Origin of the sequence: Colwellia sp. TT2012, from assembly GCF_001440345.1 — a bacterium.
Lineage (GTDB): Bacteria > Pseudomonadota > Gammaproteobacteria > Enterobacterales > Alteromonadaceae > Colwellia.
On the sequence record NZ_LJYX01000003.1, the window covers coordinates 1 to 22,373 of the forward strand.

Below are 22,373 nucleotides of genomic sequence, written 5' to 3' on the forward strand. Positions count from 1 at the left end.
GTTGCGCCGATGGTAGTGTGACTTATGTTGCAGGTAAGCCCATGTGCGAGCGTAGCGGGACATTGCTAAACTTCTATTTGTGCTTAGGCACTGAGAAGCTCGATTGATAAGAATCGGTCTTTTTGCTATCTGGGATTTGAAACCATTACAAATAAGCGCGAATAAATTTCGAAGCGCGAACAAGCTCCCTGCGTGAATAAATTCCCGCTTACGGGGTACGGGCATTTTTTAAGGCGCGAACAAGTTCCCAGTAGGTGGCCAAATTAACTATGCCACTTCAATACTTACTTTGGTAGAATGTCACTAATTTAAAGGAGAGCACTTTTATGCCAAATTACGTTGTAGGACACAAGATACCAGATTCAGATTCAATCTGTTCTGCTATCGCTTTATCATATTTAAAAACAACCTTAGGTGAGGAGACTGTTCCTGCGCGTTTAGGTGAACTTACCCCAGAAACACTATTTATCTTAGATAAGTTTGGCTTTGAACAGCCAGAGCTAAAGACTAGTTATGCAGGAGAGGGCGTATATATTGTCGATCACAGTGATCTTGAACTCGCTCCAGATGATATAGAAAAAGCAACTATTCTAGGGATTATTGATCATCACAAACTTGGTGATTTGACCACGACTTCACCACTTGAAATCTGGGTACGTCCGGTGGGTTGTACCAATACAATCATTAAGATGATGTTTGATTTTCATAATGTAGAGATCCCTAAAAATATAGCGGGAGCCATGTTATGCGCCATTTTAAGTGACACTGTTATTTTTAAATCGCCAACCTGTACCACGGCAGATATAAAATGTGTCGAAGCCTTAGCAGAAATTGCCGGTATAGAAGACTTTAAAGAACTAGGCATGGACATGTTTAGGATTAAGTCTGCCGTTGCAGGAACCCCTATTCGAACTTTAGTCAAACGTGATTTTAAAGACTTTAATATGAATGGTCATAAGGTTGGCATTGGTCAACTTGAAGTCATTGATTTATCCGTTTTTGATGACATCAAAGATGAGTTGCATGCTGATATAGCAAAACTTAAAGTTGAAGGTGGCCGTCATAGTGTCTTTTTACTTTTGACTGATATTATGAAAGAAGGCTCTGAGCTATTAGTCGCCAGTGATAGCGATACCTTAGCTGAACAAGCCTTTGGTGTTGCATTACACGATGGCAAAGCTTGGTTAGACGGTGTGTTAAGCCGGAAAAAACAAGTAGTTCCGCCGTTGCAAGAAATTTTTCTTAAGTAGCTATTCTTAAGTAATTATTAATTGCTTAAAAGAAAAAACCCAGCAGTTGCTGGGTTTTTTTATGTCAGTTATTTAAAGCTAAACACGTTCAAATACTGTTGCTATACCTTGACCTAAGCCGATACACATAGTGGCTAAACCAATATTGACATCTTGGCCTTCCATTAAGTTAATCAAGGTGCCGGATATACGCGTACCTGAACAACCTAAAGGATGACCCAGGGCAATAGCGCCGCCATTTAAGTTAATTTGATCCATTTTATCTTCAACTTTTAATGCTCTTACACAAGAAAGTGCTTGGGCAGCAAAAGCTTCGTTAAATTCAAATAACTCAATATCTGCAATTGATAGACCGGCACGTTTTAAAGCTTTATTCGTTGCAGGAACAGGGCCATAACCCATAGTTGCAGGATCGCAACCAGCAACGGCCATGCCACGAATTTTAACGCGAGCTGTTAAACCTAGTTCTTTTGCTTTCTTAGCAGACATAATTAACATTGCTGAAGCGCCGTCAGAAAGAGCAGAAGACGTTCCCGCAGTAACAGTACCATTCACTGGGTCAAACACTGGACGCAATGCTGATAAGCTTTCAGCCGTTGTGTCAGGACGAATTACTTCATCATGCTCAACTAACGTTAGTGCACCTGTAGCATCATGACCTTGTGTGGCAACAATTTCATTGTCCCAACGACCAGCCAAGTGTGCTTCATGGGCTTTTTGATGCGAACGTGCACCAAAAGCATCTTGCATTTCACGGGTAATACCGTGTTGTTTACCCAATAACTCAGCAGTTAAGCCCATATTTCCAGAGGCTAAGGCAATATGTTTATTTAGCGCAGGATCAAAATCAACATCATACATCATAGGTACGTGACCCATGTGTTCTACACCGCCAATTAGGAATACATCACCTTGACCAGCCATGATACTAGTAGTCGCTTGGTGCAACGCTTCCATAGAAGAGCCACATAAACGGTTAACCGTAACACCAGCAATCGATTTTGGTAAACCAGCAAGTAATGATGCATTACGTGCAATATTAAAACCTTGTTCTTTAGTTTGTTTTACACAGCCCCAAATAACATCTTCAATGTCTTCTGGGTCTAATGCTGGGTTACGTACTAAAATTTGTTTCATTAGGTGTGCTGATAATGCTTCAGCACGTACATTGCGAAAAACGCCGGCCTTAGAGCGACCCATTGGAGTTCGTATGCAGTCTACAATTACAACTTCGTTCATTTTATTCTCCTCGGCTTAAGTTGATTTAACATCGGTGGTGAAATAAGATTTACCTGATTTTGCCATCTCACGTAGGCCATCAGTTACTTGATAAATTTCACCTAAATCAGCATATTTATCCGCCATTGCGATGAAGTTATCTAAACCAAGTGTTTCTAAATAGCGAATTGCACCACCTCTAAATGGTGGAAAACCAACACCATAGATTAAGCCCATATCAGCTTCAGCTGCAGTATCAACTACACCTTCTTCTAAACAACGTACCACTTCATTAACCATAGGGATCATCATGCGAGCAATAATTTCTTCGCTGCTGAAGTCTTTTTTATCAGCACAATGTTGGCCAAGTAATTCGTATGCAATAGGAGCAGGTACTTTTATTGGACGACCACGTTTATCTTTCATGTGATCATAAAAGCCTTTGCCATTCTTCTGACCAAAACGCTCATTAGCATAAAGAGTACTAACGGGGTCATTGGCAATTTTTTTCATGCGGGTAGGGAAACCAGCTGACATAACACCGGTACAGTGATCAGCCGTATCAACACCAACTACATCAAGCAAATATGCTGGACCCATTGGCCAACCAAATTGTTTTTCCATTACTTTATCGATAGCGCTAAAGTCAGCACCTTCAAGTACTAATTGACTAAAGCCAGCAAAGTATGGAAACAAAACACGATTGACATAAAAGCCTGGGCAATCATTAACAACAATCGGCGACTTACCCATTTTCGCGGCATATGCTACGACAGCAGCTATCGTTTCATCCGAGGTATCTTTACCGCGAATTACTTCAACTAATGGCATTTTATTTACGGGATTGAAGAAATGCATTCCACAAAAGTTTTGCGGACGTTTTAAGCTTTGTGCTAATAAATCAATTGAGATAGTCGAGGTATTAGAAGTAAGAATAGCATCGTCACTGATTACGCCTTCAACTTCAGCTAGCACTATGCCTTTTATCTTAGGGTTTTCAACAACGGCTTCAATAACAATATCTACATCTTTAACACTGTCATAACTTAAGCTTGGCGTGATGTTATTTAACACATCAGCCATTTTCTTAGCATCCATACGACCACGTTCAACTTGTTTAGTTAAGATGCCCGTTGCTGTCGTTAAACCTAGATCAAGTGCTTGGTCATTAATATCTTTCATAACGATAGGCGTGCCTTTATAGGCTGATTGATAGGCTATACCACCACCCATAATGCCTGCACCTAATACCGCGGCTTTTTTGACAATTTTAGTTGCCAGTTTACCTGCTTTTTTGGCTTTACTTTTAATGACTTGGTCTGCCATAAACAAACCAATTTGTGCGGTTGCTGCATCAGTTTTTGCTAATTTGGCAAAACCTGCATTCTCCGCAGCCATTGCACCAGTGCGATCTAAGTTAGCACTAGCAATCAAGGTATTTATCATCACCATTGGTGCAGGGTAATGTTTGCCAGCTTTTGCAGCAATCATGCCTTTGCATGTGGTCGATGACATGATTAATTCTGTCGGAGATAAGTTTAATGCTTCCAATTTAGGCTGACGTTTAGCACGCCAATCTAGCTTGCCATTAATCGCCAATTTAAGCATGCTAATAGCAGCACTGCGTAAATTTTCTGGTTCAACAACTGCGTCAATAACGCCTTGTGCAAGTGCCGCCGCCGGTTTAAATGCTTTACCAGTTGACATCCAAGTTGCTGCATTATCAAAACCGATAAGTCGAGGTAGTCTGACAGTGCCACCAAAACCAGGCATAAGGCCGAGCTTAACTTCTGGTAAGCCAATGCTTACGGTAGTATCTGCAACACGGTAATCACAGGCAAGAGCCATTTCACAACCACCGCCTAATGCAACACCATTAATGGCGGCAATGGTAGGTAATTGAATATCTTCAAATGAATCGAAAACATCAGATGCTTTCTTTGCCCAAGCGGCTAATTCATCTTCTGGCTGACCAAATGAAGTTAAAAACTCAGTGATATCCGCGCCAACAATAAATGTTGATTTACCTGAGGTAACCATAACGCCTTTAGCATCACTGCAGTTGTTAATTGCTGCAACTACTGCAATATATTCTTCAAAAGTTGCTTGATCAAATTTATTTACTGATCCTTGAGCATCGAACTTAAGTTCGACAATGCCGTCTTCGAGTAATTGGGCTGAAAGGCTGTTGCCTTGATATATCATGCTTCGTCTCCTTCACCTAAAAGTGGTGTTGATTTTTGATGATTGATCTAGTTTTTTAACTCTATAAAAACTTAGATAACTAATAATAGCTGACTGAGTGTGCCTTGAATAAAAGTTAAATGCAATAAAATTAAAACGGTTGTTTTAATTGGCTGTTTGTTTACTAGGAAAAAGTATAATAATGCATGCAAAAAAATACCCAGCGAAATATGACTGGGTATGTTAATAGATTGTTTACGCTTAAAAAGGTAGTGCCAATTTAATGGTCTATTATAGGTATTACCTTTGTTGCTGGAGAAAGTTAATGAAATCACTTGCTGGCATTGGCTTAGCGTAATAGAAACCTTGGACTTCATCACAGCCAAGTTCAATTAGGCGTTTTTCTTGCTCAATTTCTTCAATACCTTCAGCAATTACTTTAAGTTTCATTTTTTGACCCAAAATTATGATGGTTTCAGCAATAATGGACTGACCCTCTTTGTGAATATCAGTGACAAAGGCACGATCAATTTTTAGTCTATCAAGAGGCAATTTTTGTAAATAGCTTAATGATGAAAAGCCAGTACCAAAATCGTCTAATGCTATGCTGATCCCTTGGGCTTTTAACTTGGTTAAGGTATCAATGATTATTTGTGGTTCGTCCATTAAAATATTTTCAGTAATTTCTAATTCAAGTTTATTTGGCCTGATTTTATATTGAGTCATAGTGTTAATAACATTATCAACAAAATTATCTTGTCGAAACTGAGGTATCGAGACATTGACTGAAATACTAATGTCGGCGAAGTCATTCTCCATCGTTTGTAATTGTTTACATGCTTGGTTAATCACCCAGTCACCAATTTCAATAATTAAACCTGAATATTCAGCTAAAGGAATAAAAACAGCAGGAGAAATAAATGTTCCATCAGTTGTACGCCATCGAAGTAAGGCTTCAGCGCCTATGACTTTCCTGGTACCTAATGATAATTGTGGCTGATACCAAAGTTCCAGGCAGTTATTGGCAAAATCTTTGCGTAGTTGGCTGATCATATTTAATCGCCACTGCATTTGATCTTCGATATCGGGGTGATAATAAGAAAAGTGCTCGAGAGGATTCTTTTTTGCAATATTTAAAGCAATATTAATTTGATTTAAAACTTGAACACCACTGCTTTGTGCATGTTCTTTGGTACAAAGGCCAAAACAAGCATTGATAGGAAGATGTTGCTCACCGGCCTTAAATGGTTGATGGAATAAAGCCATTAAACTCTCAGGAGTTAAACAATCAGCAGGACCAATAATGCCAAAAACATCTGCACCGACACGGGCAAATTGGCAGTCACAATCGATACTTTGCATGCGCTGACCTATAGCAGAAAGAAGTTTGTTACCTATATCTTGTCCTAATGCATCGTTGATATCGCTGAAATGATTAATGTCAATTAAGGCTGCAACTTGGTTTTTTTGTTCACTTTGTGCAAAGATGTCAAGTAAGCGTACGAACTCTAAACGGTTGGGTAAATTGGTTAGCGAATCTTTATAGGCGGCATTGGTGAGCTTTTGGAACAAATGGACATTTTCGTAACCGACAGCTACACCGGATAAAAAAACATTGAGTAGTTGCGTTTGTGTTTCAGTTAAAGGACTGGACAGTATTACGTGGATAACCGAACGATAGTCGCCTTTAGCAACGTATAAATTCAGACTGTCATCGAGGTATTGGTGCTTTTGTTGCAAGAAACAAGCTTTTACTTGTTTACTGGCTTGCTCATTTTGTAGCATTTCTAGCTTTTGGTTAATTAAGCTATCATCAAATCCTATTTGCGCAAGTACATAAAAACTTAAGTCATCAATATTGTCGATAATGCCTTGACCTCTAGCGCAAAAAACGGCCGAAATATCTTCATTTATCAGGGTTTTTAATTGCGACAAAACGCCTTGGCTATAGGTAGATAGAGAGTGTTGAGAAGACAATTCGGTGGCGCCTGAGACAATATTTTCCAAGCCTAAACGGTTTTCATTAACCGTGGCTATTTGTTGAAAAGAGCGAATGGCGGCAAAAACGGTTGTTACCAGTTTACGGCGAGTTAACTCGGTTTTTGTCTTATAGTCATTAATATCATACTCTTTGATTACACTTTCTTCGGGAGCATAGCCAGGTTGTCCTGTACGCAAAACAATGCGGATATCTTTTCGTTGTAATGTTTCTCTTATGTATTTTACTACATTTAAGCCAGCATCATCCGTTTCCATAACGACATCGAGTAATACAAGAACAATATCCTTATGATCTTTAATGAGCTGACAGGCATCTTTACCTGAGTAAGCATGTAAATACTCAAGGCGGCGGCCTAATACAATCAAATCGGACAATGCTAATTGAGTAACTGAATGAATTTCCGGATCATCGTCAACAATTAAAATCTGCCAAGTTTCATCACTGCCAAACGCTAAAATCTCGTCTTCATTACTATCATCAATGAATAAAAAATCATCGTTTGAATTTTCGGATGCTTGCATACTGCCCTCATAACTAAGCATATTTATTACAAATATCCCAGTTAAAATTGAAATGTATTTTATTTAGCTTAACTATAACCTAATACTACTTTTTTACACTATTGAAGGGGAGATTAAAAGCCTGTTTACAAAAAAAATTTATTTATTTCGGTAAGTTATAATAAATTGAATGGATTGCTGTCCGCTTAACAGTACTTTATCATGTAGTTCAATGATTCAAGCCACTAAGTATTGACCATCAGGTGAATTATAGCTACTTTATCTTAATATATTGCGAGAAGGAGTTAGCAAAGTGAATAAAGAAAAATCAACAGTTTTGGTACCTGAAAAAGATGCGGATGATACTTTAATAGTGACAACGAATAAATTGAGTCACACACCAGATGAAGCCGCTGTTTCTCAGCAATTTTTTAAGCTGGCAAAAAAATTCGCCATAGACGGTGCCTTATTGCCTGAAGATAAACAAATGCTCATCGAAGATAGAACAGCTAGGCGAGCTAGATTATGCCAATTACGTAAGCAGAAAAATATTGAAAATATTATGCAAAAGACGTTAGCCTATTGTGCGGATTTTGAAATAGGACAAAGAACTGATCTGGACTGGTTTACTCGCTATATTACTTTGTCCGAAGAGGTAAGTAACCCCACAATGCAAGATCTATGGGCTAAAATTTTAGCAGGAGAACTGACAAAGCCAGGCGCATTCTCATTTAAGGCCTTACAGGTTTTTCGTGATATGAGTATTTTTGATGCGAAATTATTAGCGAAAGCTTGCGCATTAGCGATAAAAGATCCCAATAAAAAGAGCATACGGTTAATCACGGGTGCTTATCAACAGCCGGGTTTATTTAATTTTTTTTCTAAGCAGCGACAGCTATATTGTAACTTAAGCCATTATGGTTTGAATTACGCTGATTTATTAGCTTTATCAGAGAATCACCTTATATATTTACAGGAAAGTGAATCGAGCTTAATAAATAAAGGCGAAGTGCTACAATTTACTTATAACGGTTTACCGTTAAAGTTAACCGCAAAAAAAAGCAATATTTGCCTGCAATTTTATAAGTTTACACCACTAGGGGCTGAACTTGCTCACTTGATTAGTGATAAAAGTAATGATGATTTCTTTGAGCATTTAAAAAGTAAATTAACGCAATACTTTGTCATTAATAGTGCTTAAAACAAAGACAATTTTCGGCACTGTATCTTGCTGTGATTATCAGGGGCGTTTTAGATTTGCACCCTTAGCGTTAATTTACTAATGTTATATTATATCAATTGTGATAGTATCTCATTTTGAGGGCCGGAACTGGCCAATGAAGGTAAATTAATCGAGATTCGCGGAATAATCATGTTAGACAGAATAGGCATTACAGCAACTTCCTTATGTGCATTACATTGCATATTATTACCTATTTTATTGCCTATGTTGCCTTTAATGGGGCTAAGCTTTCTAGCTGACCACGCTTGGGAGCATGTTTTTCTGCTGATGACCGCTGCACTAGGTAGCATTGCCTTATTTTCTGGCTTTAAACGCTACCATAAACGACTTTATCCTTTCTATTTGCTTTATTTAGGCGTTGCCTTGTATTGGATAAAACATGACTTCTCTCAAGAGTTGGAGCCGTACTTTATCATTGGTGGGGCTAGCCTCATCATTGCTGCTCATTTTATCAATATCAAACTGTGCAACAGCTGTAAACGATGTGAAGATGAGGCTTGTAATAGTTAAGCACAGTAATTGTGTGTCACCCTAAGTAACTAATATTATTATTAATAATATTAGTTACTAGCCATTAAATTCTTTCAATTTTCTCGTCAAAGTATTTCTTCCCCAGCCCAGTTTTTTTGCTGCATCTTGTTTATGGCCTTGGGTGAATACTAACGCTCGTTCGAGCATTATTTTTTCAAATTCAATTTGAGCATAATCGAGAATTGCATTTTTTCCCTGGGCTAATTCTTGGTCCATCCAGTCGCTGAGCGCATCCTGCCACGCATTTACTTCATGTTTTAAAGGGGTAGAAATTTTGGTTAATTCATTCGGTAAATCTTCAATCAGTATTTCTTGACCACTTGCCATTACCGTTAAAAACCGACACATATTTTCTAATTGCCTAACATTGCCTGGCCAATGACAGTTATTGAGAAAGGCACTGGCTTTTTTACTTAATGTTTTAACCTCTACACTCAACTCATTAGCAGCTTGCGTTAAAAAATGTTGGCTTAGTTGTGGAATATCTTCTTTACGCTCTCTAAGGCTAGGTAAGTGAATTCGAATAACATTGAGACGATGAAATAGGTCTTCCCTAAATTCTCCTTTTTTTACTCGTTCTTCAAGGTTTTGATGAGTAGCGGCAATTATTCGAACATCAACCTGGACAGGTGAATGTCCTCCTACCCGATAGACTTGTCCATCAGAGAGTACCCGTAAAAGGCGAGTTTGAATTTCTAGTGGCATATCGCCAATTTCATCTAAAAATAGTGTCCCGCCATGGGCTTGTTCAAATCGACCTTGTCGAACTGCATTTGCACCGGTGAAAGCGCCTTTCTCATGACCAAATAATTCAGATTCAATGAGATCTTTTGGAATAGCGGCCATATTCAATGGAATGAAAGGGGCATTTACTCGAGGACTGTGGGAGTGTAGTGCTTGCGCAACTAATTCTTTACCCGTGCCGGACTCACCATTAATTAATACACTAATACTTGAGCGAGATAATCGGCCAATGGCACGAAATACTTCTTGCATCGCGGGCGCTTCACCAATTAACCCCGCCGCTAACGGGACATTTTTTTGCTGTTGCTTTTTTTCATTTTGCTCTCTAGCATGTGTACACGCACGTTTAGTAAGGTTAATAGCTTCATCTATATCAAATGGCTTAGGTAAATATTCAAAGGCACCCCCTTGATAGGCATTAACGGCACTGTCTAAATCAGAATGTGCCGTCATAATGATCACGGGAATATGATTATGCTGTTTGTTTATTTTTTTTAATAACTCCATGCCATCCATATTCGGCATACGAATATCAGAAATAATCACCTCTGGTTGGCCATGGTCCAAGGCAATTAATAAATTTTCAGCGCTTTCAAAGGCGGCACAACTCATATTAACTTTGGCAAAGGCTTTTTCTAACACCCACCTAATGGAGCTATCGTCGTCAACTATCCACACTTGTTCTGTGATCATAATTCATTCTCTTGTGATAAAGGTGTTTGATTTAACGGCTGCTGTTTCAAGGGGAGTAAAATAGTAAATTCAGTATGACCAGGGCGGCTATGGCACGATAGTTTACCTTGGTGTTGATTGATCAGGGTTTGCGCAATGGACAAACCTAATCCTGTGCCATTCGAACGTCCAGACACCATAGGGTAGAATAAAGTATCTTGAATTTTACTCGGAATACCAGGGCCATTATCAATAATACTAATTTGAACGGCTAACTTAACGCGTTTACCATGAATGGTCTTATTGCTGGCGATACGTGTTTTTATGGTAATGTCATGTATTTCATCAATCGCTTGAATAGCATTATTAACAATATTAAGTACTGCTTGTTGCAGTTTTTCTTGATCACATTCAACCTGGGGAAGTGAGGGATCATAGTCACGAAATAAATGAAATTTTTGTCCATTTGAATAACTTACCAGTTGACAAACTTTTTCGAGTATACCGTGAATATTATGTGCTTTTATTTGCGGTAATTGATTTGGACCAAGTAAACGATCCACTAAATTTGTCAGTCTATCAGCTTGCTCGATGATCATGCTGGTGTACTCTTGTTGCTCCTCACTGACTTCTTTACTTAATAATTGTGCTGCACCACGTAAACCCGCAAGTGGATTTTTAATTTCGTGGGCTAGGCCTTTTATTAGGTCGCGGGCGGCAAGCCATTGTTGATGCTGAAAAACCTCTAGGCTTATTTGTTTTTGTTGGTCTATTTGTTTGAATTCAAGTAATACATGAGGGGTTTGTGCAAACTCGACCGAAGACGCGGTAACTTCTGCGGTAAAGCGATGACTTTCATTGAGTTCAATTACTATATCGCTGTCGGTAAACTCTTGACCGGTGGCAATGAGTTGTTTTAAACGAGTGCTATTAATGCTGGTCTTGGCAAAAATGCTTTCAGCTGAGGTATTATATAAACGATAAAGGCTCTTGTTTAGTAGTGCCTCGGCAGCAGGGTTTGCATATACGATGGCTAGTTCTGCATTGAGAATAATGACGGCAGTCACCAATTGATTAGCGAGAGATTGCTGATAGGATAACTTCTGCTCTTGTATATAACTTCGACTGTGCATAAAAAACCTCAGGGAGATACATCATATCGCACTACTTTGGTGCGTTAAATGCAACTTTACTAAAGAAATGTTTTATATGCAGTATTATTTTGTTGAACTAGCAATAGTTAACTTTTTTAGATCTCTTGCTAGCTCTTTGATAGCGTGGGGCTGATAGTTAAATGGTTAACTTAGTTAGTTGAAGCTCTATGCATATAAAACGTTACTGATGCTGATGATGCAATAACCTTGCCTTCTTCATCAAGTAATAACATTTTTATTTTATGTTCACCCCTATCAATATTTCTTAGAGAAAACATAGAGTGCTTTTGTGGATTTTGATGAGGCTTGCCGTCAAGAAGTAATTGTACTTCTAGCCCAGATTTAAATCTTGGCTTGATACCCCCGCCAATATATATAGAGCCAGTATTATCACGGATTGTGGCATTGTTTTTAGGTGTATTGATAACTATTTCGTATTCTTCGATGGTCTCTTGCGGCGAGATATCGAGTACTTTAGTCTCAATAGAGGTGCTTGATTGAATGATATTACCCGGCTTAGTTATGACTTCTACAGCACCTGCTCGGGGAGAGTCCGAAAAAACTAATACACCTTTTTCATTACGCCAGACATAAATTTTGGCGGTGCTTGGGTGCACAGGAGCAGCTAATGTAATTACCAATAGTGAAAATAGCAATAACTTGATCATAGTTCGTTAAATTGTTCCTGTGCTTGGGTGCTCAACATCAACATCAACATCCGCATCGTTCCATAATGTACGCTAATATAAGTATATAGCTATAATTTATACAAAAAAATGTTTTTATTATTTTATCTGTCAATAAGTAACACTTTAAGGTGCATTATGAAAAACTTGTTACTTTTATGTTCCGATGTTGCTATTTAACCCATAAAAAAGCTCACCTAAGTGAGCTTTTTTCTAATGAGCGTCAAGCGCTACCAAGATAGTGTTAGGCGAAATTAAACGCTGTAGTACATATCAAATTCAACCGGGTGAGTAGTCGCATTTAATAGTTCAATTTCTTTACGCTTAAGGCCAATGTAAGCATTAATCATATCGATATCCATAACGCCACCTACGGTTAAGAAGTCGTTGTCCGCTTCTAAGGCATCAAGGGCTTCTTCAAATGATGAACAAACTTGTGGAATTTGTGCCGCCTCTTCTGGAGGTAAGTCGTATAAATCTTTATCCATGGCTTCGCCAGGATGAATTTTATTTTTAATACCGTCAAGGCCAGCCATTAACATTGCCGTGAAGCCTAAGTAAGGGTTCATCGTTGGATCAGGGAAGCGAACTTCGATACGCATTGCTTTTGGTGTAGGTACCATAGGAATACGGATTGAAGCAGAACGGTTTCTTGCTGAGTATGCCAGCATAACAGGTGCTTCAAAACCAGGGACAAGACGCTTGTATGAGTTAGTTGAAGCGTTAGTGAAAGCATTTAATGCTTTAGCGTGCTTGATGATACCGCCAATATAAAAAATCGCCATTTCAGACAAACCGCCGTACTTATCACCAGAGAATAAGTTAACGCCATCTTTGGCAAGTGATTGATGTACATGCATACCCGTACCGTTATCACCCACTAATGGCTTAGGCATGAAAGTAGCTGTTTTACCGTAAGCGTGAGCAACGTTATGTACTACATATTTATAGATTTGTACTTCATCTGCTTTTTTAACCAAGGTATTAAAGCGACAAGCAATTTCATTTTGACCACAAGTAGCTACTTCATGATGATGCGCTTCAACCACTAAGCCCATATCTTCCATCACTAAACACATGGCTGAACGTAAATCTTGAGAAGAATCGACTGGAGCTGTGGGGAAATAACCGCCTTTAACACCAGGACGGTGACCCATGTTACCTTCTTCGTATTTGGTACCAGAGTTCCAAGCCGCTTCTTTATCATCAATCTTGTAGAAAGAACCACTCATATCAGTGTGGAAACGTACATCATCAAAAACGAAGAATTCTGGCTCAGGACCAATTAATACCGTATCAGCAATGCCAGTACTGCGTAAATATTCTTCAGCACGATGGGCTACCGAACGTGGATCACGGCTGTAGCCTTGCAAAGTGCTAGGCTCTAAAATGTCACAACGAATATTTAATGTTACCGCTTCAGTAAATGGGTCTAGTACTGCCGTTGATGCATCAGGCATCATAACCATGTCGGACTCATCAATGCCTTTCCAGCCTTCAATTGAAGAACCATCGAACATTTTACCGTCTTCAAAGAAGTCTTCATTTACTTGGTGATGCGGAATTGAAATGTGTTGTTCTTTACCTTTTGAATCAGTAAAACGAAGGTCAATAAATTTGACATCGTGTTCTTTAATTAAGTCGAATACTGCTTGTGACATTTTGTCTCTCCAGTGAGGTTAATTTTATAAATTTTTGAAATAGCCGAGTAAGTTTTAACATGGATGAAGTTATAAGGTTCGCTACCATCAATATTCATCTATTATTGTTCATTGAATAAGCTAAAATCGTGCCAAGGTTAACTTCATTGATTAATAAGCTTTTTTATTGTTTTAACCTTACGCTATGCACCGAAACTGTGCTCGTATTGCTCTTTTTTGGTGCACCGATAAGTCATGTAAGAATCTACTATAGAATATATTTAGCTAGTTGCCTCTAAGAATTTATACTTATTTCACCTGTTATGTTTCAAATATAAGGCCAAGATCGCATTTATTGATATTTATAGTCATGTTAATGGGTGTTTTTTGTATTTATATTGCTGACTTTTGAGGATTTTTATAAAGTTCATGCCTTTAATGAATGAGAGCATTTATGAAGAAATTGATAGTCTCCGTGTAAGCTGAAATTAGAGTTCGATAGTGAGGACTTAATATGCAGACTATAGATTGGCACGATGTAACTGAGTTACGTAGTAAGCAATGGCAAAGTTTTGGTATGTTTGATGGCACTATAGCGGAAGGTTATTTAGTGCTAAAAGAGGGTGAATTATCTTTAGTTAAACATGGTGTTACTACTCACTATGATTTAAATAGCCTTTTATCTATAGCCTCTTAGGACAAAAATGAAAGAGACTTATGGGATGGCTATATTAATTTAGGCCAGGGTAACACGATGTAAGTTGAACGACTTGAGATGTTAATGTCAGTCCAAGTGAGCAAAAAATTAAATTTTGGATATGCAAGATGATGCCAGTCATAGTGAAGATTCATTTGGCTTAACCTTAGGTACGGATTTTTCCTTTGAAGTATCAAGCGATATTGATTTCGATGCTTCATATAATATACAAATGCTTGATGCAGCCTCTGGTGGCAATAGCCACCATTTAAAAGCAATTACCGTTTAGTAGTCAGTTTTAGCTATGATTTTTAGCGCTTTAAAACGCTAAACGTCTCAATTATTCATGGCTCACCACAACATCGGTTAACGCGTTACAACTGCAAAGTAAAATATAGCCTTGTTGCTTTTCTACCGCAGTTAAGCCATTGGTTGAATGTTGTTTGACTTGCCCGCTTATTAATTTCGCTTTACAACTGCCACAACAACCAGCCCGACATGAATAAGGTAATATTAAACCGGCCGCTTCCCCTTGCTCAAGTAGTGAATCTTCTTTATTACCTTCGCATTTTTTATGCCAACGGTTAAAGAAAATCGATATTTTAGCGTTTTTGTCCGTTGGTTTTACTATTTTATTTTCAGTTATCGTATTGGGCATTGTATTGCTTTTCTTAGCAAAATTGACACTTGTATTAGCAGAATTGACAACTGCATTAATAGCAAGGACATTTGTATTAGTTGAGCTAACACTTGGCTTCGAATATTCATATTCACCATAACTTTCGTAATGGTAATTGCTAGGCTGTAAACCTAATTTTGCTAATAGCTGTTGAGCAGATTTTCTGAATAATTTTGGTCCACAAACGAAGGTTTGATAATGACTAAGTTGCTCAATATTGTGCAGCATGTGCTCATTTAATCGCCCTTGAAAACCATACCATTGTGGACTAGCAACTTGAGTAAGGGTGTAAATTATTTGGCAATTACCATGCTGCTTAGCCAAGCTTACAATTTCAGTGTGAGCAATCAAGTCGGTTTCTTTTTGCGCACTATGAATAAATACCACTTGATTTTTACATTGTTTAGCGACCATATAACGTAGCATGGCAAGCATTGGGGTAATGCCACTGCCAGCACTTAACAATAATACCTTTGGCGGAACAGACTCGCCAAGATAAAAATTGCCAGCTACCTCTTGGGTAGAAATACTCTGACCTACCTTAAAGTGGTCATGGAAATAGTTAGATATCTTTCCTTGTGGGATGCGCTTTATCGTGATGCTAAGGTAATCGACTGTTGTCGGTGAAGAAGACAGGGTATAACAGCAAGATTGTATTTTTCCGGCCATTTTAAAAGTAAAGTTGAGGTGCTGGCCCGCGTAGTAGCGAAAAGATAACTTATTTTGTGATCTTGGGTAAGCAAAAATAAACGTCTTTACATCATGAGTTTCTATTAGAATTTTTTGACAAATTAATTGGAATATTTGTTTTGTCACGGTTGATAGGGCCATTTTTTAATTTACTCTACTCTACTAAGTTTAAGGAGCCTGTTTACAGCTAAAGCTTAGTAATTAAGGTATGATATCGCCAATTATAGCGCTTCTTTATCCTTGATTATTATATCTATGAGCAAAAAAAATCAACATCTTCATATATTAGGCATTTGTGGTACCTTCATGGGTGGTATTGCCGCTATAGCTAAGCAACTCGGTTTTAAAGTCAGTGGCTCTGATGCAAATGTGTATCCGCCAATGAGCACTCAGCTAGAGCAACTTGGTATTGAGTTAAACTCTGGTTACCAGGTAGAAAATTTCAGCGATGATATTGATATGGTTATTGTTGGCAATGCCATGTCCCGCGGTAATGCCATGGTGGAATATATGTTAGATCGTAATATCCCGTATATTTCTGGTCCACAATGGTTGCTAGATAATGTACTACAAGACCGCTGGGTCATTGCCGTTGCTGGTACTCATGGTAAAACCACTACCACAAGTATGCTGGCGTGGATTTTAGAATATGCACATTTATCGCCTGGCTTTTTAATTGGCGGTGTGCCACAAAATTTTCCTTGCTCAGCTCGACTAGGTGATGCGCCTTTTTTTGTCATTGAAGCGGATGAATACGATAGTGCTTTTTTTGATAAACGCTCTAAATTTTTGCATTACCGTCCGCGTACGTTAGTGATCAATAATTTAGAGTTTGATCATGGTGATATTTTTAATGATCTCAGTGATATTCAGAAACAATTTCATCACCTTATCCGTACGGTACCCAGTAATGGTTTGATTTTGTCACCCGCCAATGACCCAGCCATTAGTGAAACATTAGCCATGGGGTGCTGGACAGCAACAGAGTTTGCTCAGCACGATACTCACCTTGAAAAGGGTTGGCAAGTTGAAAAGTTAAATGCGCAAGGCAGTGAATTTATCGTTAAATTTGACGGTACTACACAGGGCGTAGTTAAGTGGGATCTCATTGGCGATTTTAATATTGATAACGGTGTCATGGCAATAGCAGCGGCCCGTCATGCGGGTGTACCAAGCTCCATCGCTATTGAAGCGCTAGCAGAGTTTATTAATACTAAACGTCGTTTTGAGCTGCGCGGTACAGTCAATGGCATTAGTGTTTATGATGACTTTGCTCATCATCCTACTGCCATAGCAAAAACATTAGCAGCTGTACGTGCTAAAATAACACAACAAACTCAAGTTGGGCGTATCTTAGCCGTATTCGAGCCTAGATCAAACACCATGAAATCAGGGATACATAAAGAGGCACTGCCTCTGTCACTTATCGATGCTGATCAGGTGTTTATCTATCAAGGAGAGCAAGTAAAATGGTCATTGGATGACATGATCAAACAGTGCCAGCCACCTTGCCAAGTCGAAGATAATATCGAAAAATTAGTGGATAATATAGCGCAACAAGCCCAAGCGGGCGATATTATTGTTGTGATGAGTAACGGTAGTTTTGCCGGTATACATGACAAGTTATTGAATCGTTTGGCGACGATAACCGTATAAATAATCCAGCCGTTTAAGTAATGCCATTCCGTATCATACCAACCCGTTTGGTATAATAGTAGTTTAACCATATTCGTAAAAAGAGAAGCAAGTAAAATGACAGTATTAACCATACTTACCGCCCCTAATGATAAGCTATTAAAACCGGCAACACCGGTTGCGGATGTCACTAAAATTCAGGGTTTAATCGATGATTTATTTGAGACCATGTACGATACTGATGATGGTATTGGCTTAGCGGCAACACAAGTTGGTCGTGGTGAGGCCGTAGTGGTTATAGATATTTCGGAAAATCGTGACGAGCCCTTAGTCTTAGTCAACCCAGAGATTGTCAGTGGTGAAGAAAAAGCTAAAGGCGAAGAAGGGTGTTTATCTGTGCCTGGTTATTACGCTGAGGTTGAGCGTTTTACCAAGGTTACCGTTGCAGCGTTAGACCGTGAAGGTAAAAAAATTACCATTACCAGTGATGATTTTCTTGCCATTGCTATGCAACATGAAATTGATCATTTAAAAGGTAAGTTATTTATTGACTATTTATCGCCACTTAAAAAACAAGTGGCGCTCAAGAAAGTCAAAAAAATGATTAAGAACAGCTAACTTTATTGAAAGAGTAAGTGGACAGTTAATGACAAATAAATCAAGTAAGGCCGTTATGGGGCAAAGTGACTTTAATGGCATAATAACATTAGCGATTACCGGTGCATCAGGTGCCGGTTATGCCTTACGCTTAATTGAATGTTTAATTGCGGCAAATTATCAATTATATATACTGTGCTCAAGTGCCGGGCGAATTGTCTTAGATACGGAAGCGGGAGTCAAAATCCCTAGCTCTCCAGACGCCGCTAGTCAATTTCTAACTGACAAATATCAAGCAAAAGCACAACAAATAACGGTTTTTGGTAAAGAGCAATGGTTCTCTCCCGTTGCATCAGGCTCTGCTGCGCCCAAACAAATGGTTGTTTGCCCTTGCTCGACCGGAACCATGGCTGCTATTTGTTATGGTATGAGTGATAACTTGATTGAGCGAGCGGCAGATGTGGTGATCAAAGAACGTGGTCAGTTAATTCTAATGATAAGAGAAACGCCATTCTCGACCTTGCATTTACAAAATATGCTGAGCCTATCTCAGCAAGGGGTCACTATTATGCCGGCCTCGCCAGGCTTCTATCACCAAGCAAAATCAATTGAAGATCTCATTGATTTTATGGTGGCTAGAGTATTAGATCATCTAGGCATAGATCAAGATATTATGCCGCGTTGGGGTTATAGCTAAACTGAAATAAAAAAGCGACGGGCTTTAATAGTCTGTCGCTTTTTTCGAGCAATGTGGTTTACGCAATTATTATGTAAGCGTTAGACTTACTCGTCAAAACTAAATTCAATATAAGCTTTGCCTAATTCATTTTTTAGCGGAATAATAATAACAGGGCCTTTGGCTTGGTGATGAATGGTGTGGTTTGGGCCAGAAACAACGATAGGTGTGGCCATATCGAACTCAATGCCTTTTTCACTTAGTAAACGCTTAGCGCCACCGGTAACCATATTGGTAATTTCACCAATTAAATCCGTAATCTCTTCATTAATTTCATCGGGTGCTTCGCCGACCATATTTTTCATTGTGGCTAAAGCTAGCCCTGCCTCAAAAGTAATGGATAGAGAGCCTTTTGCTTGCTTACTAACCATACCAATTAAACCTGAGACATCACCCATGGCGACTTCATTTTTTTTAAGCCGTGGTTTTTCTGGAATTAATTCCATTTGAGCCATAGTCGACATGACATTAAGCATTGAAGATAAAAATGGGTTGATAAACTCTACATTCATGAAGATTCCGAATCTTAACTGTTTTAAATAAAGTACTTACTTTGATTTTGCATGCTTATTTTACAAATGTAAATCAAATAACGTAATAGTTTTATAATTTAAGCCGTTAATTCCCTAGGCAGTTTAGCTAGTGATCCCTTTGCGCAACGATTATAGCCTCTTTTCTTCTATAATCGAAAGTTAAGCTGCCAAAAAATGCGACACCTTTAAGATCTTTACCTTGAAAATTAACTGTATTCACTTGCTTAGGGTAAGTATCGATGAGTATTGCATTTTTTACCACTATTTGAGGTAAAAAATTTTGCTGTTTACTTTCTTGGTAGGCGATGATTTTACCGGAACTTATTTCAAATCCCAGCCAAGTTAAAGGGATTTGTATTTTATTTCTTTCTAGCGAGAATTTCTGCTCAAAATACTGTTGAATATATAAGTTGTAATATTTATGTTCTGCTGAAAAATTAATCTGTTTAAGCTCAGCAATGGCATTTTCAATGCCATGACTGGTAAATTGATGGATTATTTCCAGGTGTTTAGTTTTGGGGTTGGCGGTTAAATCACTTAGTCCAAAAAAATAGGTGGGACTAGTGGCAACTGCCACTAGTCCCGAGTATAAGCTTAGAGCAATTAAAAGCTTGCTCAGTACTTTAAGCATTATAGGTCTTCTTCTTTTTGCTCTGTTTCGTCATTGATTTTATCGTCTGAGCTTTCTTTTAGCTTTTTATTATAATCACGCATCATATCTTTTTTCTTGGCTTTATAAAGGTCAAAACGAGATTGAATAGGGCGCGCGGGCCAATAATTGTTATTGATATTAACATCAGCTGTTTGCCAGTTTGCATCTAAGGCAATCTCGGTGATTTCTTTATCACGTATTAATAACTTGGATACCTTTTTACTGTTTCGGCGCCAGATTTCAGCGGGTATATATATGCTCAGTGGTACTGTCCGCATAGGTAATATCAAGTAAAATTGGCATCACTAAACCGCCATGATTAGAAAAGTCGATGATATAGAATTTACTATCATTAACCAATAGCTCTAGCTGCCAAGGCTCTAATTCTTTATGGGCCTTATTATATTTATTGCGATCGACATTGGTGGCGGTGAACTTGTCATGCTCATTGTAGAAATCTAATAGTTCTGGCTTGTCTTGAGTACGAAGCCATTGGCCTTGATTACGTGAATCGCTAATAAATTCGGGCTGCAGGTTATCTTGAGCGCGCTCCCATGCGGCTTCTATATCCGGATTTTGACTGTTTGGTCGATACAAATAGATATTATCAATGGATAAATCAACCGCTGAAGCATCTTCCATGGTGCGGAAAAAATCAGCTGGCGTTGGGCGTTTGAACTTCCAACGCATGGCATATTCCTTAAAGGCAAAGTCAAACAGCTCGCGACCCATAATGGTTTCGCGTAAAATATTTAATGCCGTTGCTGGTTTGCCATAAGCGTTATTGCCGAATTGTAAAATTGACTCTGAATTGGTCATAATGGGTACTTGATTATTACTTTTCATGTAACTCGTAATATTGGCGGCATGACCACGTCGAGAGGGGTAGCCTTCTTCCCAAGCTTGTTCGGCAAGAAATTTTAAAAAGCTATTGAAGCCCTCATCCATCCAGGTCCACTGACGTTCATCTGAATTGACAATCATTGGAAAGTAGTTGTGGCCTACCTCATGAATAATATCACCAATTAAGCCGTATTTAGTGCGACGAGAATAGGTTTTTTCACCGGTTTTTTTATCCAAAGTAGGACGAGGACCATTGAAGGTTATCATCGGATATTCCATACCACCGACTGGGCCGTTTACTGAAATAGAAATGGGGTACGGGTAATCAAAGGTATATTTATTATATTGCTCCATCGTATGGATGATGGCTTCGGTAGAATATTTCTGCCAAAGTGGGTTGCCTTCGTTAGGGTAAAATGACATCGCCATAGTGTTGCTGTTACCCGGGTGAAAACCTTGGGCATCCCAGATAAATTTTCGGCTGGAGGCGAAGGCAAAGTCACGGATGTTTTTGGCTTTAAAATGCCATGTTTTTGTTTTGCTGCTACGTGATTTTTCATTCGCTAATGCTTCTGCTGGCGTAATGATTAAAACCGGTTTTTTAGCTGTTTTTGCTTGTTTTAAACGTTTACGATGGCTGCGGGTTAATACTTCGCTTGCATTTTGTAACACACCGGTGGCCGCAACGATATGATCGGCAGGGACGGTGATTTTTACGTCGTAGTCACCAAACTCTAAAGTGAACTCGCCACGCCCTAAAAATTGTTTATTTTGCCAGCCCATTGTATCGTAATAAGCTGCAGCTCTAAGGAATCAACTAGCAATTTCATAAAGGTAGTTATCATCTTCTTTAAAGTATTCATAATCTGAACTACCACCAATACTTTCTGCTCGTGCAGTTGATAATGCCAGTTTATATTTATCTCAACACTAGCACCTGACTTTAATAGCTTAGGCAGGTCTATACGCATCATAGTGCCGTTAATAATATAAGGTAATGCCTTACCATTACTAGCGCTTACTTTGGTTGTTTGGTAATCACCATCAAAGGCTGGTGCTGCAACCATGGCACGAAAGTTTTTAAAAGTGACTTTCTTGTTACTCGGGGCGGTATTGGTTGCTTTGTAAGCTGAATCACATTTCATGCGGTTTTGGTCTAGCTGTAACCATAAATAGCGTAAGGTATCAGGGGAGTTATTTTGATAATCCATCGTTTGTGCGCCCGTTAAGCGCTGAGTTTTGTCATCAAGGGTAATGGCAATGTCGTAATCAACTTTCTGCTGCCAATATTTATGGCCTGGCGCACCTGAAGCGGTACGGTAAATATTAGGGCTAGGTAATAGCTGCTCCATTTGGCGGAACTTATCATCGAAGGGCGCTTTATTTGCTTGGCTATTAGCTGACAGTAGGCCAGAAAATGCCAGTACTAGGCCTATTAAGGCAGTAGACGTTGAATTTTTCATATTTTTATAAGGTAGAGTGGCACA

The 22,373-nt window shown here is 38.8% G+C and carries 18 protein-coding genes and 1 pseudogene; 8 read left to right on the forward strand and 11 right to left on the reverse strand.

Going from position 1 to position 22,373, the window contains the following annotated elements; all coding sequences use genetic code 11:
• The first annotated feature begins 326 nt into the window (after positions 1–326).
• Positions 327–1,250, forward strand: coding sequence for a manganese-dependent inorganic pyrophosphatase (locus ASU03_RS01325; RefSeq protein ID WP_057830115.1), 924 nt, complete (start codon positions 327–329; stop codon positions 1,248–1,250).
• 78 nt (positions 1,251–1,328) lie between these two features.
• Here ASU03_RS01325 and fadA read toward each other — a convergent pair whose 3' ends face one another.
• From fadA to ASU03_RS01345, 3 genes are all read right to left on the reverse strand, one after another.
• Positions 1,329–2,489: an acetyl-CoA C-acyltransferase FadA gene (fadA, locus tag ASU03_RS01330; protein WP_057830116.1), complete on the reverse strand. Its 1,161-nt coding sequence runs from the start codon at positions 2,487–2,489 to the stop codon at positions 1,329–1,331.
• 15 nt (positions 2,490–2,504) lie between these two features.
• A complete protein-coding gene (gene fadB, locus ASU03_RS01335) occupies positions 2,505–4,673 on the reverse strand; it encodes a fatty acid oxidation complex subunit alpha FadB (protein WP_057830117.1) in 2,169 nt (722 codons plus the stop codon).
• Between the two features lie 279 nt (positions 4,674–4,952).
• The gene (locus ASU03_RS01345; RefSeq protein WP_057830194.1) at positions 4,953–7,175 is read right to left on the reverse strand and encodes a bifunctional diguanylate cyclase/phosphodiesterase; all 2,223 of its coding nucleotides are present in this window, start codon (positions 7,173–7,175) and stop codon (positions 4,953–4,955) included.
• Positions 7,176–7,467: 292 nt separating this feature from the next.
• Between ASU03_RS01345 and ASU03_RS01350 the strand changes: the two genes are divergently transcribed.
• Entirely contained in the window at positions 7,468–8,355 is an 888-nt protein-coding gene (locus tag ASU03_RS01350; RefSeq protein ID WP_057830119.1) for a TIGR03899 family protein, read from the forward strand.
• A gap of 171 nt (positions 8,356–8,526) precedes the next feature.
• Positions 8,527–8,907 (forward strand): MerC domain-containing protein, encoded by a 381-nt coding sequence (locus ASU03_RS01355; protein WP_057179431.1) that lies wholly within the window; start codon positions 8,527–8,529, stop codon positions 8,905–8,907.
• Positions 8,908–8,964: 57 nt separating this feature from the next.
• Here ASU03_RS01355 and glnG read toward each other — a convergent pair whose 3' ends face one another.
• The 4 genes from glnG to glnA form a co-directional block, all read right to left on the reverse strand.
• On the reverse strand, positions 8,965–10,365 hold the full coding sequence (gene glnG, locus ASU03_RS01360) for a nitrogen regulation protein NR(I) (RefSeq protein ID WP_057830120.1): 1,401 nt from the start codon (positions 10,363–10,365) through the stop codon (positions 8,965–8,967).
• Entirely contained in the window at positions 10,362–11,477 is a 1,116-nt protein-coding gene (gene glnL / locus ASU03_RS01365) for a nitrogen regulation protein NR(II) (protein WP_057830121.1), read from the reverse strand. The genes glnG and glnL overlap by 4 nt, the downstream gene beginning before the upstream one ends.
• Positions 11,478–11,647: 170 nt before the next feature.
• Positions 11,648–12,166: a DUF4124 domain-containing protein gene (locus tag ASU03_RS01370; RefSeq protein WP_057830122.1), complete on the reverse strand. Its 519-nt coding sequence runs from the start codon at positions 12,164–12,166 to the stop codon at positions 11,648–11,650.
• 272 nt (positions 12,167–12,438) lie between these two features.
• On the reverse strand, positions 12,439–13,845 hold the full coding sequence (gene glnA, locus ASU03_RS01375; RefSeq protein WP_057830123.1) for a glutamate--ammonia ligase: 1,407 nt from the start codon (positions 13,843–13,845) through the stop codon (positions 12,439–12,441).
• 493 nt (positions 13,846–14,338) lie between these two features.
• On the opposite strand from glnA, the gene ASU03_RS20975 reads away from it, so the two are divergent.
• Together ASU03_RS20975 and ASU03_RS20980 are read left to right on the forward strand one after the other, a co-directional pair.
• Positions 14,339–14,521, forward strand: a complete 183-nt coding sequence (locus tag ASU03_RS20975) for a hypothetical protein (protein ID WP_057830124.1) — start codon at positions 14,339–14,341, stop codon at positions 14,519–14,521.
• 115 nt (positions 14,522–14,636) lie between these two features.
• Positions 14,637–14,810 (forward strand): hypothetical protein, encoded by a 174-nt coding sequence (locus ASU03_RS20980; RefSeq protein WP_197411166.1) that lies wholly within the window; start codon positions 14,637–14,639, stop codon positions 14,808–14,810.
• Positions 14,811–14,861: 51 nt separating this feature from the next.
• On the opposite strand, the gene ASU03_RS01385 is transcribed toward ASU03_RS20980, so the two are convergent.
• Positions 14,862–16,031 carry a 2Fe-2S iron-sulfur cluster-binding protein gene (locus ASU03_RS01385; RefSeq protein ID WP_057830125.1) on the reverse strand — a complete coding sequence of 390 codons (1,170 nt, stop codon included), beginning with the start codon at positions 16,029–16,031 and terminating at the stop codon, positions 14,862–14,864.
• Positions 16,032–16,145: 114 nt separating this feature from the next.
• On the opposite strand from ASU03_RS01385, the gene mpl reads away from it, so the two are divergent.
• The 3 genes from mpl to ASU03_RS01400 all read left to right on the forward strand — a co-directional run bounded on the left by mpl (position 16,146) and on the right by ASU03_RS01400 (position 18,819).
• Positions 16,146–17,546, forward strand: coding sequence for a UDP-N-acetylmuramate:L-alanyl-gamma-D-glutamyl-meso-diaminopimelate ligase (gene mpl, locus ASU03_RS01390; RefSeq protein ID WP_082627095.1), 1,401 nt, complete (start codon positions 16,146–16,148; stop codon positions 17,544–17,546).
• A 96-nt stretch (positions 17,547–17,642) separates the two neighbouring features.
• The gene (gene def / locus ASU03_RS01395; protein ID WP_057830127.1) at positions 17,643–18,143 is read left to right on the forward strand and encodes a peptide deformylase; all 501 of its coding nucleotides are present in this window, start codon (positions 17,643–17,645) and stop codon (positions 18,141–18,143) included.
• Positions 18,144–18,171: 28 nt separating this feature from the next.
• Positions 18,172–18,819, forward strand: a complete 648-nt coding sequence (locus tag ASU03_RS01400) for a flavin prenyltransferase UbiX (RefSeq protein WP_057830128.1) — start codon at positions 18,172–18,174, stop codon at positions 18,817–18,819.
• 86 nt (positions 18,820–18,905) lie between these two features.
• Here the strand turns inward: ASU03_RS01400 and ASU03_RS01405 are convergent, their stop codons facing one another.
• From ASU03_RS01405 to ASU03_RS01415, 3 genes and pseudogenes are all read right to left on the reverse strand, one after another.
• The gene (locus ASU03_RS01405; RefSeq protein WP_057830129.1) at positions 18,906–19,370 is read right to left on the reverse strand and encodes a chemotaxis protein CheX; all 465 of its coding nucleotides are present in this window, start codon (positions 19,368–19,370) and stop codon (positions 18,906–18,908) included.
• 127 nt (positions 19,371–19,497) lie between these two features.
• Entirely contained in the window at positions 19,498–20,022 is a 525-nt protein-coding gene (locus tag ASU03_RS01410) for a DUF6702 family protein (RefSeq protein WP_057830130.1), read from the reverse strand.
• Positions 20,022–22,349 (reverse strand): annotated as a pseudogene (locus ASU03_RS01415) (M1 family metallopeptidase). The gene ASU03_RS01410 and the pseudogene ASU03_RS01415 overlap by 1 nt, the downstream one beginning before the upstream one ends.
• Positions 22,350–22,373 lie beyond the last annotated feature (24 nt).

What these genes read in the sequence shown, in the direction of transcription:
- ASU03_RS01325 (WP_057830115.1), top strand. Translation starts at nt 327, where the DNA reads ATGCCAAATTACGTTGTAGGACACAAGATACCAGATTCAGATTCAATC.
- fadA (WP_057830116.1), bottom strand. Translation starts at nt 2,489, where the DNA reads ATGAACGAAGTTGTAATTGTAGACTGCATACGAACTCCAATGGGTCGC.
- fadB (WP_057830117.1), bottom strand. Translation starts at nt 4,673, where the DNA reads ATGATATATCAAGGCAACAGCCTTTCAGCCCAATTACTCGAAGACGGC.
- ASU03_RS01345 (WP_057830194.1), bottom strand. Translation starts at nt 7,175, where the DNA reads ATGCAAGCATCCGAAAATTCAAACGATGATTTTTTATTCATTGATGAT.
- ASU03_RS01355 (WP_057179431.1), top strand. Translation starts at nt 8,527, where the DNA reads ATGTTAGACAGAATAGGCATTACAGCAACTTCCTTATGTGCATTACAT.
- glnG (WP_057830120.1), bottom strand. Translation starts at nt 10,365, where the DNA reads ATGATCACAGAACAAGTGTGGATAGTTGACGACGATAGCTCCATTAGG.
- glnL (WP_057830121.1), bottom strand. Translation starts at nt 11,477, where the DNA reads ATGCACAGTCGAAGTTATATACAAGAGCAGAAGTTATCCTATCAGCAA.
- ASU03_RS01370 (WP_057830122.1), bottom strand. Translation starts at nt 12,166, where the DNA reads ATGATCAAGTTATTGCTATTTTCACTATTGGTAATTACATTAGCTGCT.
- glnA (WP_057830123.1), bottom strand. Translation starts at nt 13,845, where the DNA reads ATGTCACAAGCAGTATTCGACTTAATTAAAGAACACGATGTCAAATTT.
- ASU03_RS20975 (WP_057830124.1), top strand. Translation starts at nt 14,339, where the DNA reads ATGCAGACTATAGATTGGCACGATGTAACTGAGTTACGTAGTAAGCAA.
- ASU03_RS01385 (WP_057830125.1), bottom strand. Translation starts at nt 16,031, where the DNA reads ATGGCCCTATCAACCGTGACAAAACAAATATTCCAATTAATTTGTCAA.
- mpl (WP_082627095.1), top strand. Translation starts at nt 16,146, where the DNA reads ATGAGCAAAAAAAATCAACATCTTCATATATTAGGCATTTGTGGTACC.
- def (WP_057830127.1), top strand. Translation starts at nt 17,643, where the DNA reads ATGACAGTATTAACCATACTTACCGCCCCTAATGATAAGCTATTAAAA.
- ASU03_RS01400 (WP_057830128.1), top strand. Translation starts at nt 18,172, where the DNA reads ATGACAAATAAATCAAGTAAGGCCGTTATGGGGCAAAGTGACTTTAAT.
- ASU03_RS01405 (WP_057830129.1), bottom strand. Translation starts at nt 19,370, where the DNA reads ATGAATGTAGAGTTTATCAACCCATTTTTATCTTCAATGCTTAATGTC.
- ASU03_RS01410 (WP_057830130.1), bottom strand. Translation starts at nt 20,022, where the DNA reads ATGCTTAAAGTACTGAGCAAGCTTTTAATTGCTCTAAGCTTATACTCG.